17 protein-coding genes are annotated in these 14012 nt (G+C 65.6%); 2 read left to right on the forward strand and 15 right to left on the reverse strand.

Going from position 1 to position 14012, the window contains the following annotated elements; all coding sequences use genetic code 11:
* Position 1: 1 nt before the first annotated feature.
* The 11 genes from AC5P53_RS17965 to AC5P53_RS18015 all read right to left on the reverse strand — a co-directional run bounded on the left by AC5P53_RS17965 (position 2) and on the right by AC5P53_RS18015 (position 7889).
* Entirely contained in the window at positions 2-1123 is a 1122-nt protein-coding gene (locus AC5P53_RS17965) for a hypothetical protein (protein ID WP_140222781.1), read from the reverse strand.
* Positions 1124-1154: 31 nt separating this feature from the next.
* Positions 1155-2306: a hypothetical protein gene (locus tag AC5P53_RS17970; protein ID WP_241887684.1), complete on the reverse strand. Its 1152-nt coding sequence runs from the start codon at positions 2304-2306 to the stop codon at positions 1155-1157.
* A gap of 61 nt (positions 2307-2367) precedes the next feature.
* Positions 2368-3534 carry a hypothetical protein gene (locus AC5P53_RS17975; protein WP_069118138.1) on the reverse strand — a complete coding sequence of 389 codons (1167 nt, stop codon included), beginning with the start codon at positions 3532-3534 and terminating at the stop codon, positions 2368-2370.
* Positions 3535-3536: 2 nt separating this feature from the next.
* Positions 3537-3866, reverse strand: coding sequence for a phage tail protein (locus tag AC5P53_RS17980; protein ID WP_049441818.1), 330 nt, complete (start codon positions 3864-3866; stop codon positions 3537-3539).
* Positions 3863-5080 (reverse strand): phage tail tape measure C-terminal domain-containing protein, encoded by a 1218-nt coding sequence (locus tag AC5P53_RS17985; protein WP_241887686.1) that lies wholly within the window; start codon positions 5078-5080, stop codon positions 3863-3865. Before AC5P53_RS17985 ends, AC5P53_RS17980 begins: the two co-directional genes overlap by 4 nt.
* A gap of 222 nt (positions 5081-5302) precedes the next feature.
* Complete coding sequence (locus AC5P53_RS17990) at positions 5303-5560, reverse strand: DUF1799 domain-containing protein (protein ID WP_014645600.1); 258 nt, start codon at positions 5558-5560, stop codon at positions 5303-5305.
* A gap of 50 nt (positions 5561-5610) precedes the next feature.
* A complete protein-coding gene (locus tag AC5P53_RS17995; protein ID WP_014645599.1) occupies positions 5611-5919 on the reverse strand; it encodes a phage tail assembly chaperone in 309 nt (102 codons plus the stop codon).
* Positions 5919-6578, reverse strand: a complete 660-nt coding sequence (locus AC5P53_RS18000) for a phage tail protein (RefSeq protein ID WP_014645598.1) — start codon at positions 6576-6578, stop codon at positions 5919-5921. Before AC5P53_RS18000 ends, AC5P53_RS17995 begins: the two co-directional genes overlap by 1 nt.
* Positions 6579-6649: 71 nt before the next feature.
* The gene (gene gp17, locus AC5P53_RS18005; protein ID WP_014645597.1) at positions 6650-7006 is read right to left on the reverse strand and encodes a tail completion protein gp17; all 357 of its coding nucleotides are present in this window, start codon (positions 7004-7006) and stop codon (positions 6650-6652) included.
* Positions 7007-7029: 23 nt separating this feature from the next.
* Positions 7030-7380, reverse strand: a complete 351-nt coding sequence (locus AC5P53_RS18010; protein ID WP_049441813.1) for a head-tail adaptor protein — start codon at positions 7378-7380, stop codon at positions 7030-7032.
* On the reverse strand, positions 7377-7889 hold the full coding sequence (locus tag AC5P53_RS18015; protein ID WP_014645595.1) for a head-tail connector protein: 513 nt from the start codon (positions 7887-7889) through the stop codon (positions 7377-7379). The genes AC5P53_RS18010 and AC5P53_RS18015 overlap by 4 nt, the downstream gene beginning before the upstream one ends.
* Before the next feature lie 378 nt (positions 7890-8267).
* Between AC5P53_RS18015 and AC5P53_RS18020 the strand changes: the two genes are divergently transcribed.
* Both AC5P53_RS18020 and AC5P53_RS18025 read left to right on the forward strand, forming a co-directional pair.
* Positions 8268-9224 (forward strand): cation diffusion facilitator family transporter, encoded by a 957-nt coding sequence (locus AC5P53_RS18020; RefSeq protein WP_032956286.1) that lies wholly within the window; start codon positions 8268-8270, stop codon positions 9222-9224.
* 111 nt (positions 9225-9335) lie between these two features.
* Positions 9336-9761: an organic hydroperoxide resistance protein gene (locus AC5P53_RS18025; RefSeq protein WP_004153735.1), complete on the forward strand. Its 426-nt coding sequence runs from the start codon at positions 9336-9338 to the stop codon at positions 9759-9761.
* A 231-nt stretch (positions 9762-9992) separates the two neighbouring features.
* Here the strand turns inward: AC5P53_RS18025 and mmsB are convergent, their stop codons facing one another.
* The 4 genes from mmsB to AC5P53_RS18045 are packed head-to-tail and all read right to left on the reverse strand — an operon-like array spanning position 9993 to position 14012.
* A complete protein-coding gene (mmsB, locus tag AC5P53_RS18030; protein WP_032962101.1) occupies positions 9993-10883 on the reverse strand; it encodes a 3-hydroxyisobutyrate dehydrogenase in 891 nt (296 codons plus the stop codon).
* A complete protein-coding gene (locus AC5P53_RS18035) occupies positions 10880-12055 on the reverse strand; it encodes an enoyl-CoA hydratase/isomerase family protein (protein WP_197605541.1) in 1176 nt (391 codons plus the stop codon). The genes mmsB and AC5P53_RS18035 overlap by 4 nt, the downstream gene beginning before the upstream one ends.
* Positions 12052-12849, reverse strand: a complete 798-nt coding sequence (locus tag AC5P53_RS18040) for an enoyl-CoA hydratase (RefSeq protein ID WP_005407685.1) — start codon at positions 12847-12849, stop codon at positions 12052-12054. Before AC5P53_RS18040 ends, AC5P53_RS18035 begins: the two co-directional genes overlap by 4 nt.
* Positions 12846-14012 carry an acyl-CoA dehydrogenase family protein gene (locus AC5P53_RS18045; RefSeq protein WP_014645592.1) on the reverse strand — a complete coding sequence of 389 codons (1167 nt, stop codon included), beginning with the start codon at positions 14010-14012 and terminating at the stop codon, positions 12846-12848. The genes AC5P53_RS18040 and AC5P53_RS18045 overlap by 4 nt, the downstream gene beginning before the upstream one ends.

The raw sequence follows: 14012 nt of genomic DNA on the forward strand, positions 1-14012 counted from the left end.
GTCATAGCTCCGCGTCGGCGGTCCAATGGAAGGAGGAGCCCCAGTTGCCTGCGGCGGATTGGTAATTGACCTGTGCGCCGGACTGGCCGGCATATACGATGGATGTCACCGTGCCGATGCCGCCGCTTGCGCCGGATATGCGCCCTGCCTGCCCGTTCACATCGCTGTAGACCGTGTAGGCTGGGATGGCCCGCTTGGGGACGCGACACCGGATTTGCGAGGTGCTGCCAACGCCGACACTGCGGTCGTAGAACTGGTTGTCGCGTCCGATGCCATCGGCCGTGCCAGGCGGCACATCCAGGTTGTAGCTCTTCTCGTAGTAGCGCTGGCACAGCTGCAGCTCGTGGGCCAGCGGGCGCAGGTCGAATGCCGTTGCCCTGTCGCCGCGCTCCAGCTGCATCATCGCAAGGCCGAACTCTCCGCTCTGACCGGAGATGACACCGCCATAGGCATCGGCGCACAGATCCACCACCAGCCACAGGAAATCGCTGTCGGCATTGCTGCCCAGCGTCTTCCCCTTCACCGATGGCAGTCGCGCACTGAGCTGGAAATAGGTCCAGGATGCGGCGGTGACCGCCACGGTTCCCAGCTCTACGCTGACCGCGGCGGACGGCGAACCACCGGTGCCAAAGTGCTGGATGAGACGAACACCGATGCGTTTCCCTGGCGGGCCATAGGCGAAGCCGGAAACCACCACTTCGCCGTCGGACAGCGTGGCGACCCCTTCGACCTTCTGTGCGACATAGGCGCTGCTGCCAGCACTGACCTTGGAGACAACGCTGTTGAGGAAACGGCGCGATTCCGGCGCGGCTCCGCCGGCAGGAAGATTGGCCCCGCGATTTGCGGTATGCGTGCAGCTCAGCGCTGCCACGGTCCAACGATCGGCCACATAGATCTCGCCGCCTTGGGTGGTGCCAGTGGTGGCCCGCTGCCAGAAATCGAAGTTGCCGTTGATCAGGCGGTTCCTGCCTGGAGCCGCGCTCTGCAATGCGCTTTCCAGCGAATCCAGCGCGCCATACACTTCGGCGAAGTTGTCGTTGATCTTGGTAAACGCCGGGCGCTGGGTTTCGCCCCGCATTCCGTTCGGCTGAACGGAATCGAGGTCGATGATTTTTCTCGTCATTGCTGTCGTCCTGTTCCCTGCGGGCGCCCCATCAAAGCTCGGCGTCGGCCCACCAATGCCACCAGCCGCCCCAGCGGCCTGGATTGTTGGTCCAGCTGACTTCGTACCCGGAAGGCGAGGCGTAGTTGACCAGGCAGGGCACGCGGGAGATGTTGTCTTCCGCGATGTGTCCATCCTGCTGGATGTTGTCGGCCGAGATGATCATCACGTAGGGATGGGCACGCTTTGCCGTCTGGAATCGCACGCTCTGGTAATGCGCCATTCCCGGTGAGTTGATCGAGAATGCCTCGCGCCCTTCGTTGTGCGCCGTGTTGGGTACGATGTCGAGGTTGTAGCTCTTCTCGTAGTAGCGCTGGCACAACGCCAGTTCCACACCTGGCGGCCGCCAGTCGAAGCATGTCGCTGCGCGGCCCGATTCGACCTGGAACTGGGTAAAGCCGAACGAGCCGTTCTGTGCCACCAGCTCGCCCTTCTGACCAGCACCGCACAGGTCGAACACTACGTAGAGGTGGTCGTTGCCGTTGCTGCCGAGCACCTTTCCCCGGGTACTCGGCAACGTCACCGTGATGCTGTGACGTTTGGCGGTGGTGCCCAGTGTGAGCACACCGGCTTCCAGCACCACCTGCGGCGAGGGTGAGCCTCCGGTTCCGAAATCCTGGATGACACGCACGCCCACACTGCGACCGGGCGCATCAGAGTTCGCCCATACCGAGATCGTGATGTCTCCACTTGCACTGCGGACACCCTCGATCTTCTGCCCCATCCAGGCGCCACTTCTGGCGATGGCATCGGATACGGTGCAGACCAGAATCGACCGTGTGTCTTCCGGAAATCCGGCCTGCCCGTCGTACGCCACGCGCTGCACGTCGTGGTTGCAGACCAGCGCCGAGTTCGTGAAACGGTCGGCGAAGAACACTTCCGCGCCCAGCGTCCCCGACCCAGTGCCGACACGACCAGATGTACGGCGTTGCCAGAACTGCAGGGCGCCATTGATGAGCAGATTCCTGCCTGGAACGCGCTCGGTGATGGCATTCGCCACGGTTTCCGGGATCTTCGCGACCTCGGTCAACGCGTCGTAGACCTCGGCGAAATTCTCGTTGATCTTGGTAAACGCCGGGCGCTGTGTTTCACCCCGCTTTCCGTTCGGTTGAACGGAATCGAGGTCGATGATCTTTCGTGGCATTTGTGCTGTTTCCTTGATGGTTTCGGTTGCGAAGGAACGCTCTCCAGCCCTCCCGCGGACCTCAGATTTCGGCATCCATGGTCAATCCAGTGCCCTCCGCTGCCGAATCTCCGCTCTGCAGGATGCCGGCCTGACCCGCTGCGGCAGTGTTCAGCGCACCGATGATGGTCATGCGGGTCGACGTAACTTCCGCCGCACTGAGCGCTGTCAGGCTGGTTGCACCGTCTCCCGTGAGCAGCCGCCATTGCGATGGGTTCGAGAAGGCGACCGCGGGTACCGACCGCATTCGCTGATTGAATCGGTAGGTGAGGTACACCGCGTTGTCGCCCCGAATCAGGCCCACGCCAGCGTTGAAGCGCGATCCACCGTCGAACGGCACGCCAGTGGCATCCACCTGGTAGTAGCGTTGGCACAGCCGCAGCTCTTCCCCCTTCGGCCTCCACTCGAACGGCGTCGCGAGCGGGCCCGCCTCCCACTGGAACTCTCCGAAGTACAGCTGGCCCTGTTGCGCGCCCAGTCCTGCGGTGCGGCTGGCGAACTGCGTGCCCGCCGTTACCCATATGCAGACCACGGCCGCACCGTCACCGGACAGTGCCTTCCCTGAGATGGAAGGCAGGGTCACCGTCCTGCGGATCCGGTTCAGGCCGGAGGCCAGCTCGACCACCTCCGGCGCGATTCCCAGCACAGGCGTGCTTCCCCCCGCGCCAAAGGTCTGGGCGAATTCAAGGGCGATCTTCCGCCCGGCGGCGCCGGCGTTGAACACCAGGAACGAAACGGTGCTCTCCACGCCCGCGAAGTTGCGGACGTCTTCCACGCGCTGCTCGAAGACAAAGAAGTGGTTTGTGCCATCCGTATTGCCACTCGAACTGACCGACAACGTGAAGGTGCTGAACGGGAAGTTGTTGTCGCCTGCCGCTGCGGGATTGCGCTTGAACACGGCGTCTTCGACGTTGCCCATCTGCAGGAACCATCGGTCGGCTGTGTAGTTCCCGGAGATGCCGAAGCTGCTGCCGCGCTGCCAGATGTCGAAATTGCCATTGATCAGGCGATTGCGCCGTGCCGGCGCGCGCATCATGGTATCGGCGAGCTGCCCGGGCAGGCCGTCGACTGCCTGGCCAACCTGCTGGAAGTTCTGGTTGATCTTGGTGAAGGCCGGCCGCTGGGTCTCCCCACGCTTTCCGTTGGGCTGGATGGTATCCAGGTCGATCCGTTGAAGATCCATGCTCATGCCTACGCGTGGAAGGTCTGCTCGAAGGTGGCGGTGATGGTCGATACCTGGCCGCCGAGATGGCTGTCGGTGTAGGAATCACACATGTACAGCCCCTGCCCCAGTGGCCCTTTCCACAGGAAGCTGCGGCCGGCATGACCATCCAGGAAGGTCACGATCTCGTTGATCGTTTTGCGGTTGCCGACGAACTGCAGCTGGTAACTGCGTGAAGTGGCGTTCAGGCCATCGGCAGCGGCCTGCGCATAGCCATCTCCGAACTTCGCGCGCTTCACTGCGGCGGTGGTGGTTCCAGTACTCTGGCTGGTTGCCGGCCAGGTGAAGGTGTCGGTCATTGCATGGCACTCCTGCTGAGCACACCACCTGCCTTCAGGTCACGACTCTGCAGCTCGCGGTACTTGCGTTCCACGAACTGGCCGATTTCGTTGCCGAACTGCTGCAGCATGCTTTCGTTGGTGGTGACTTCCTTGCCACCGTTGTTGTCGATGCGGATGCTGACTCCCACTCCGCCACCACCCCCGCCACCGTGCGCGGCCACACCCAGGCGGCCGTCCGGCCCGCGCCGCAGCGGCATGATCGCTTCCGGTCCCGCTTCGCCGAACACGCCGGCGCCCTTGGCGAAGGCGAACAGCTGCGGAGTGTTGTAGACACCGCCGGAATAGGCCGACAGGCTCGGCGACTGGTAGACGCCACCGTTGGCGTTGGCCTCCACCCCCGTGCCATATCCGAACAGGCCCGCGATCTTTTTGACGCCCCAGACGATTGCCTGTTGGATGGCGATCATCTTTAGATCGGCGATGATCGACTTGGCCAGATCCTTGTAGTTGGACTTGCCCGTCTTCACGAAGCTCTGCAGTGCCGCCTCTGCGCCGGTGAACGCCTTGGAAAAGGCATCCTGGGTGGACTTGGCGGAGTTCTCGGTCTTTTCCATGTACTCGCCGAGCGCGCTGCCGAAGCCCTTGCGGAACCCCGAAAGTCCTGTGGTGCCCTTGGTGTCCTTGGCGTCCTTGGTTTCGCCCGCCTTGGCATCACCGGCCTTGGCGTCCTTGGCAGTCGCCACGCCTGCAGCCACCGCCGCCGCGTCCGTCGCTGCATCCTTGGGCGTCAGGTCGACCCCCATCAAGCCGGCGATCTTCCTCGCCCCCCAGACCAGTGCCTGCTGTGCGGCGATCATCTTGAGGTCGGACAGGATGGACTGGGCCAGTTCCTTGTACTTGGACTTGCCGGTGGTCACGAAGCTCCTCAACGCTTCGTCGGCGCCGGTGAATGCTTTGTCGAAGGCTTTCTTGGCAGCCGTGGCGGTGTTTTCGGTCTTGCCGATATAGTCGCCGAGCGCGCCGCCCAGGCCCTTGCGGATGCCTGCCAAGCCCTTGTCGTCCTGTTGGGCCTTCTCTTCCTTCTTTGCAGCCTTGCCGGCGTCCGCGCCCGCTGCGGTTGTTCCTGCCTTCGCCGCCGCCTGCAGCTGCGTGTTCAGGGCGGTCAGCTGCGTGGACAGTGCGGTGACCAATGATGCGCTGGTGGTCAGCACGGCATTGAAGGCCTGCTGCACCGTGTTGATCTTCTCCAGCTGCCGCTGGAACTCCTGTGTGGTGCCGGTCATCTCGGTCATGCCGCGCCTTGCTGCCTGCATGGCCGTTTCCAATGCGTTGCTGGCCTCCACGGTGGTCCGTGTGCTGCCAGGCGATGTAGTGCTCATTGAGTGTTCCTCGGGAGAGTCGGCTCCGCTTCGGCGGAGCCGGGATCGGCCATCGGCATTGCCGCGATGGCCGGCTCATTCCTGTTGCATCTGCTCCAAGGCAGCGCGTTCGATGATGCGGATGGCCGCCATCACCTCGTCATGCTGGTCGCCGTCGAGCGCTTCGCGCTCCAGCTCCCGGTAGACCACGTTGTAATCCAGCCCGATCGGGCCACCTGCGCCGACGCGCCACTGGGTGGCAACCCGCGAAAAAAGTTCGATGGGAAGCACGCACTCCGGCCACAGCTCGACCTGCGGTGGTGGAAAGTGCTTTGCCTTCAATCCAAGCTTCATCAGCTCGGACTCGGTGGGGGCCCGCCAGTACAGGGCCCCCACCGCCTCGATCAGTTTCCCTTGCGTGCGACCTGCAGGGCCTGGGTGTAGCCACCGATGATGGCGCCATCCAGGCCGGCCTGCTGCTGCAGCGCCAGCTCGACGCCGGCGGTGTCCAGCGCCACATCGGCATCCCAGTCCACCACGATGTCCAGGATGGCCTGGGCCACGCTCAACGTGTCATCGCCCAGACGCTCCAGCAGGCTGGCGTAGTCGGCTACCGACAGGTGCCGGTAGGTCAGGTTGAGCTTCTGCTCGCGGCCGTGACCGACGATGGTCAGGGTGCTCTTGAAGCTCTCCGGCGCCTTGACCTGGAACATCAGGCGCCCTCGACCAGGATGGAGTCTGCCAGCGCGGTGAAGGTCGCGGTGGTGCCCATCGGGGTGTTGGCGGCCATGGTCGGGTCGCCGTTGTAGCTCAGGTAGCCGTACCAGTACAGCACGTCGCCGCCGACCAGCTTGGCCCGCAGGATCACCGGCTCGCCCTTGGCGTCAGCGTTCTTCAGTGCCGAATACCACGGCTTCTTCGGATCGTAGAACAGCGGCAGGGTGATGGTCTTGGCGTTCTTGAAGGTCGGCATCTGCACCTGGCGACCGGTCGGGTCTTCGAGCAGCGTGCCGCTCCAGTACTGCTGCTCGCCACCGGCGGTGGTCGGGTCGCCCTGCTGGTCCAGGTCGACGAAGGCGCCCGCCTTGCGCAGTACACCGGCACCGCTGGTACCGGGGAACAGCACGGTATCGGTGGTGTCGATGCCCAGCAGTTCAACGCTGCCGGTGGCTTCAGCACCGGCGCGGGTGGCGCGGTTGTTCAGGGCCGGCCAGCCCGGCAGTTCAATGACCACCACATCGCCGGTGTCGACGCTGTTGGCGGCAACGCTGGCCAGCGCCGGCGCAGCCTTGGAGATCGCGCTGGTAGCGATCGCGGTGGAGACGACCGGTGCGAAGCCGAACTGGGTGCCCTTGGGAAGCTTGAGTGCCATGGTGTATTTCCTCGTTGGATAAAAAAAAGCCCGGCGAATGCCGGGCTGGGGTGTTGCACGGGTGATGCGGTTTACGGGTCGACGTACCACAGGCCGAAATCGAGCCGCGCGCCGTACTTGTGCAGCATCGGCTCATGCACGGCAATTGCAGCGCCGAACGATTCGGCGGTCGGCAATCCTGCGCATACCTGATCCTCGATGTTGCGGATCAGGGTGTTGGCCTGGGCGCGGCTGTCTGCCCAGACGGTCAGCTGCACGCGAGCGTGCTTCTGTTCGGGAATGGAACCTTCGTTGAACCACACGGACTGTCCACCCATCTGCTGGTAGACGGCACACGGATAGATGACCGGTTCCGGCGGAAGGTCGGGATACAGCCGGCCCTGCAGCAGCGGGGCCAGCAGCGCGTGCAGCTGTGCTTCGTAACTCATCGCGGTGTCCTGGTTGGCGTCGCTCAGGCGATGCCTGAAGACTGTTCGGTGAGCAGCACCGTGGTCTGGCGCCGGCTGAAGTCGGGCGCAACGCCGGTGATGTTGAAAACACGACCGTCATGCACGATGCGCATGCCGGCCTGGATGCCTGCCTGTCGTGCGGCTGCCAATCGGACATGGAAGCGCTGGCGCCGGATCGTTGCCGGCAGGCGGCTTTCCAGCGTCAGCCGCTGCACGCTGTCTGCGCGGTCGGCGATGATGGCGGCCCACAGTTCTGCCACCGGCTGCCAGGCGTCCAGCGGCTGCCCCCACGCATCGAGCTGGCCGTCCTGGCGCTCGATGCGGATGCGGCGATTGAAGTGGCCGGCGTTCATGGCGTTGCTGCCGATCGGTACGGATCAAGCAGCGCGGCCACGCCGAACGGCAGCTCCATTGCGATGGCAGCGGCGCCTGCCGGTGCATCGAACGTCTGCGCAGAGACGACCACGGCTTCGCGATGGGCGTACAGGTGGCCCAGCAACAGGCGCACCGCTGCACGGATGCTGTCGTTGACCGGCATACCCTGCAGCAGGCGCGCACTGCGCGCGGTCGCCACGGCCAGGCGGCGATCGGCCACATCACGCATGGCCTTGGCCTTGGCCGCGTTGGTCTCGGCATTGGCGGCGGCAACCGCGGCTTCATGCCCGGTCACCGCCGCCGCCATGTCCTGCGGCAGCTGGTCCAGCGCCTGGTCCAGCGCGGCCTGGTCGGCGTACAGCTCGCGGCCCAGGTAGGCCGCGGCTGCGTCGCTGGCTGCGGCCAGCAGGTCACCCAGGATGGCGTCGTCAAAATCGCCGTCGATACGGCAGTGCGCGCGGCACTGCTCAAGGGTCAGCAGGGGCATCGAATCCTCCTTCGTTGATGGATGTGGAGTGCCCCGATCCTGCGCGCACGGCGGCGCCCCACGCGATCACCAGGACGGCGCGGGAAAGGCAGGATCGGGGCGGAAAACAGAACGGCTGCGACGGGGACGTCAGGGCCGGTGGCGGTGACCTCGCAGCGCGCGACGGCGCAAACGAAAGAAGCCCCCGGGGTCACCGGAGGCTTCTATGTCATCGTGGTACAAACGATACGCTTCGGGTGTGCACCCGTCAATCCGCAAACGGTTACCAGTCTGGTGACTTTTCCTGGCGCTGTGCGGGCGTGGTCATGGCGACGTGCCGCAGGCTGGATAGAATGGCAACGCGCTGCTTCCGCAGCCCATTTCCCGCTGGATTCCCGCATGCCTGCCACCCCCGAACGCTTCTTCGATGCGCGTACCGAACAAGGCGTGCTGCGCCTGTCCATCGCAGGCTCATTGCTGCTGGCTGCCGCTGCGGTGGTATTTGGTCTTCTGGCCAATTCCTCGCTTATCATCTTCGATGGCATCTACGGCCTGATCGATGTGGTGATGACGTGGCTGTCACTGCTGGTCGCGCGTCTGATCGCACTGTCCACCAGCACCGACGCGCTGCAGTCGCGGCTCAACCAGCGCTTCACCATGGGCTTCTGGCACCTGGAGCCCATCGTGCTGGGGGTGAGCGGCACGCTGATGATCGGCGCGGCACTGTATGCGCTGGTCAATGCGGTGGATGCGCTGATGTCCGGCGGCCGCCACATCGCACTCGGCCCAGCCATCGCCTTCGCCGGGTTGTCGATCATCGGCGAAGGTGCGCTGGCCTGGTTCGTGCTGCGCGCCAACCGCCGCATCGGTTCGGAGTTCATCGCGCTGGACGCGAAGAACTGGGTGATCGCCGCCAGCATGTCGGCCTGCTACCTGCTGGCCTTCCTTGGCGGCGTACTGGTGCGCGGCACCTCGCTGGCCTGGGTCGGGCCGTACATCGACCCGGCCATCCTTGCCTTCGTCTGCGTGCTGGTGATGATCGCCCCGCTCGGGACGGTGCGCCGGGCGCTGGCCGGCATCCTGCTGGTCACCCCGCCGGAACTGCAGGCGCACGTGGACGCGGTGGCACGCGCGATCGTGGCCAAGCATGGCTTCGTCGAGCATCGCAGCTACGTCGCCCAGGTGGGGCGTGGCGAGCAGATCGAGTTGTTCTTCGTGGTACGCGAGGACGACCCGCCGCGGCCCCTGCTGGAATGGGACCAGCTGCGCGACGAGATCGGCGATGCGCTGGGCGAGGCCTCGCCGGACCGCTGGCTGACCATCATGTTCACCACCGACCGCGAGTGGACGATCTAGGCCAACAGGACGATCAATCAAGTTTTTCGTACGGACTGCAACCCAACGTACGCAGAAACCGGGCAAAGTAGGCTCCATAGCAGTACCCACCCACTGACCAGGAGCATCCCGATGTCCATCGAAAAGGTTCTGTATACCGCCCAGGCCACCTCCACCGGCGGCCGTGAAGGCCGTTCCGTCTCGTCCGACAACGTGCTGGACATCCAGCTGTCGACCCCGCGCGAGCTGGGTGGTGCCGGCGGCCCGGGCACCAACCCGGAACAGCTGTTCGCCGCTGGCTACTCGGCCTGCTTCTTGGGCGCGCTGAAGTTCGTGGCCGGCCAGGCCAAGGTCGCGCTGCCGGCCGACACCACCGTCACCGGCAAGGTCGGCATCGGCCAGATCCCGACCGGCTTCGGCATCGAGGCCGAGCTGACCATCAACGTGCCGGGCGTGCCGCGCGAGCAGGTGGAAGAACTGGTGCAGAAGGCGCACATCGTGTGCCCGTACTCCAACGCCACCCGCGGCAACATCGACGTGACGCTGATTGTTGCCTGATGCGGTGCTGCCGGCCAGCGGCCGGCACTACCCGCGCGCGGTGCAAAAAAATGGGCGGATGCCGGTCGAAACCGGGCATCCGCCCATCCCACCTCGGGTGGGCCCCAGCACGTGGCCGGGGACGCATTCGCTGCGGCGCGCATCCATCCTTCTGGAGAAGAGCCCCCTTGTTGTTCAAGGGGGCGCGCCAACGGCGCGGGGATAAGGTGGAATGCGCGGACCAGCGACCAGTTACTGGTCGCTGGTGATGAGCTGCACGACGCTGGAGAAATCCAGCTTGCCGCGGCCGGCCTGGTGGTTCATCGAGTAGAGATTGCGGGCCACTTCGCCCAGCGGAATCGAAGCGCCGACACTCATCGCCGCTTCCACCGCCAGGCCCATGTCCTTCAGCATCAGATCACTGCCGAAACCGCCGCTGTAGCCACGCGAGGCCGGCGCATTCTCCAGCACGCCCGGCCACGGGTTGCACACTTCGGTGGCCCAGCTGCGGCCGGTGCTGACCGCCATCATCTGCGACAGCACCTTGGGGTCCAGCCCGTGCGCCACGCCCAGTGCGATGGCTTCACCGGTCACCGCCATGATCACGCCCAGCGCCATGTTGTTGCACAGCTTGGCGACCTGGCCAGCGCCGCTGGCGCCGACGTGGAAGATGTTCTTGCCCATCGCCTGCAGCACCGGGCGTGCGCGTTCCAGCGCGTCTTCCTCGCCGCCGACGATGAAGGTCAGGGTGCCGGCCTGGGCGCCGGCGGTACCGCCGGACACCGGCGCGTCGATCATCTGCAGGCCACGCGCGGCGGCCGCTTCCGAGACCTTGCGGGCACTGGCCGGGGCGATCGTGCTGCAGTCGATGACCAGTGCACCGGCCGGGATCGCGGCAAGAATGCCGTCGTCGCCCAGGTACACGCCTTCGACATGACGGCTGGCCGGCAGCATCGAGATCACCACTTCGGCATCGGCCAGGGTGTCGCGCGCCGACGATGCAGCGCTGGCGCCGGCGTCGACAGCGGCCTGCACCGCGGCCGGAACCAGATCGAACACGCGCACGCTGTGGCCGTTCTTGACCAGATTGGCGGCCATCGGGCCACCCATGTTGCCCAACCCGATGAATGCAATGCGGCTCATGCAAGGCTCCTTTCAACAAGGGGAGTGCCCAGGTCGGCCAGCGGATGCGCGGCGTCGGCCCAGGGGGAAGCGAAGAAGGTGTCTGCCCACGCGCCAGTGGCCTCGGCCAGGGTGGCCGGGTTCCACTGCGGATTGCGGTCCTTGTCGACCAGCAGCGCGCGGATGCCTTCGGCGAAATCACCATGGGCGGCGCAATGCAGGGCGACGATGTACTCCAGGCGATAGATCGCGGCCAGGTCCTGGCCGGCACTGCGGCGCTGCAGTTCGTACGCCAACCGTGCCGAACCCGGTGCACCGGCAGCAAGGGTCTTCTGAGCCGCCTGCAACCAGGCGTCGTCGGTCTGCAGGCCGGCAATGCGCGCCACGATGGCTTCAAGGTCATCGCCTTCGCACAACGCATCGACCTGCGCCGCGTGGGCCAGCAGTGGACCGGTGGCGGCATCGCTGGCATGCGACTGCAGCAGATGGGTCAGGCGTTCGTGGTTGTGTGCGGTGTCATTGGACCAGGCCACCTGCAGCAGCGCATCGAACACCGCGCTGCGGCGTTCTTCGGCCACGTGCACGTCGGCCAGGCCGGCGTAGATGGCATCGCCCGGGTTGAGCAGTGCGCCGGTCAGGGCCAGGAACAGGCCACCGTTGCCCGGCACGCGCGACAGCAGCCAACTGCCACCGACATCGGGGAACAGGCCGACGGTGATTTCCGGGAAGGCCAGCTTGGAGCGTTCGCTGACCACACGGTGGCTGGCGCCGGACATCAGGCCGATGCCGCCGCCCATCACGATGCCGTGGCCCCAGCACAGGATCGGCTTGGTGTAGGTGTGGATGAGGTAATCGACGCGGTATTCGACGTCGAAGAACTCGGCGGCATAGGCGTTCTGGCGGATGTCGCTGTGGCCGGCCTCACGGAAGGCGACCATGGCCTTGTACAGGCTGTGCAGGTCGCCACCAGCACAGAACGCCTTTTCGCCGGCGCCCTGCAGCACCACCATGGCGATGCCATCGTCGTCGGCCCAGGCGTCGAGCTGCTTCAGCAGCAGGTGCGCCATCGGCAGCGAGAAACCGTTGAGCGTACGCGGCGCATTGAGCGTGGCGATGCCGATGCGCGTGCCGTTGCCAGCCACGCGCTCTTCGAACAGCACCGGTGCGTCGTCGGCAGCGGTATCCGTGCTCATGCGTTCTTCCACTGCGCGGCGCGCTTTTCCAGGAAGGCAGTCACGCCCTCGACCTGGTCGGCGGTGTCGAACAGGTCGACGAAGGCTTCGCGCTCGGCCACCAGCGCCGAGGCGTGGGTGCCGGTGCGGGTGGACTGCACCAGGGTCTTGCAGGCGGCGATGCTGGTCGGGCTCTGCTTGCCGGCCTTCTTCGCCCATTCCAGCGCCAGCGCCTTGGCTTCGCCCTTGCCGACCTTTTCTTCGGCCAGGCCAATGCGCAGCGCGGTCTCGGCATTGATGCGCTCACCCAGCAGGATCATGCGCTTGGCCCAGCCCTCGCCGACCAGGCGCGGCAGGTTCTGGGTACCGCCGGCACACGGCAGCAGGCCGACGGTGGCCTCCGGCAGCGCGACCTGGGCATGGTCTTCAATGATGCGCAGGTCGCAGGCCAGCGCGCACTCCAGGCCACCGCCCATGGCGTAGCCGTTGATCGCGGCGATCGACACGCCACGGAAACCGGACAGCGCTTCGAAGGCTTCACCGAAGCGGCGCGCGGCCTCACGTGCAGCGGCCTTGTCGCCGGAGGCGAACTGGTTGAGGTCGGCACCGGCGGAGAAGAATTTCTCGCCGTCACCGGTGATCACCAGCGCGTAGATGTCGCGGTCTGCGTTGAGCGCGCCGACCAGGTCGCGCAGCGCCGACAGGCTGTGCACGGTCCAGGTATGCGCCGGCGGGTTGTTCAGGGTGACCACGGCGGTGTGGCCATCCACCTCCACCTTCAGGCCCACGTGCTCCTGGGTACGCCAATCCTTCATCGCAGTTCCTCTTCGGTGTTGAGCAGGTGACGGGCAACGATCACCCGCATGATCTCGTTGGTGCCTTCCAGGATCTGGTGCACGCGGCAGTCACGCAGCAGGCGCTCGATCGGGTATTCGCGGATGTAGCCGTAGCCCCCGTGGATCTGCAGCGCTTCATTGCAGACGTTGAAACCGGCATCGGTGGCGAAGCGCTTGGCCATCGCGCACCACACGTTGGCATCGCTGGCACCGGCATCGAGCTTGCGTGCCGCGGTGTGCACCATCTGCCGTGCAGCCACCAGCTGGGTGACCATGTCGGCCAGCTTGAACTGCAGCGCCTGGAACTCGGCCAGCGCCTTGCCGAACTGGCGGCGCTCGCCCATGTAGCGGCGCGCAGCATCCAGTGCACCCTGTGCGGCACCCAGCGAGCAGGCGGCGATGTTGATGCGGCCGCCGTCCAGCCCCTTCATGGCCAGCTTGAAGCCGCCGCCTTCCTCTCCCAGAAGGTGGCTGACCGGCACGCGGACGTTCTCGAAGGTGATGCCACGGGTGGGCTGGCTGTTCCAGCCCATCTTCTCTTCCTTGCGGCCGAAGCTGATGCCCGGCAGGTCCGCCGGCACCGCAATGGCGCTGACACCGCCGGCACCGGCACCGCCGGTACGCGCCATCACCACCAGCAGCTCGGTGGCACCGGCGCCGGAAATGAAGGCCTTGGAGCCGTTCAGCACGTAGAAGTCGCCATCGCGCACGGCGGTGGTCTTCAGCGACGCCGCATCGGAACCCGCACCCGGTTCGGTCAGGCAGTACGAGGCCAGCTTGCTGCCCGAGGACAGGTCGGTGCCCCACGCATCGCGCAGGGCCGGCTGGCCCCACCTGGACACCATCCACGAGGCCATGTTGTGGATGCTGATGTACGCAGCGGTCGACGGATCGACGTTGGCGAGCTCCTCGATGACGACGGCGGCGTCCAGTCGGCTCAGGCCGCTGCCGCCCACTTCCGGGTCCATGTACAGACCGCAGAAGCCCAGTTCACCGGCCTTGGCGATCGCCTCGCGCGGAAAGATGCCCTCCGCATCCCATCGCGCGGCGTGCGGCGCCAGTTCGGCCTGTGCGAAGTCGCGCGCCGCCTCGCGGTACGCCTGCTGCGCTTCTTCCAGTTCCGTCGTCATCGAGTGGCTCAT

The sequence above is a fragment of the Stenotrophomonas sp. YJH_SMC_82 genome (genome assembly GCF_059368875.1).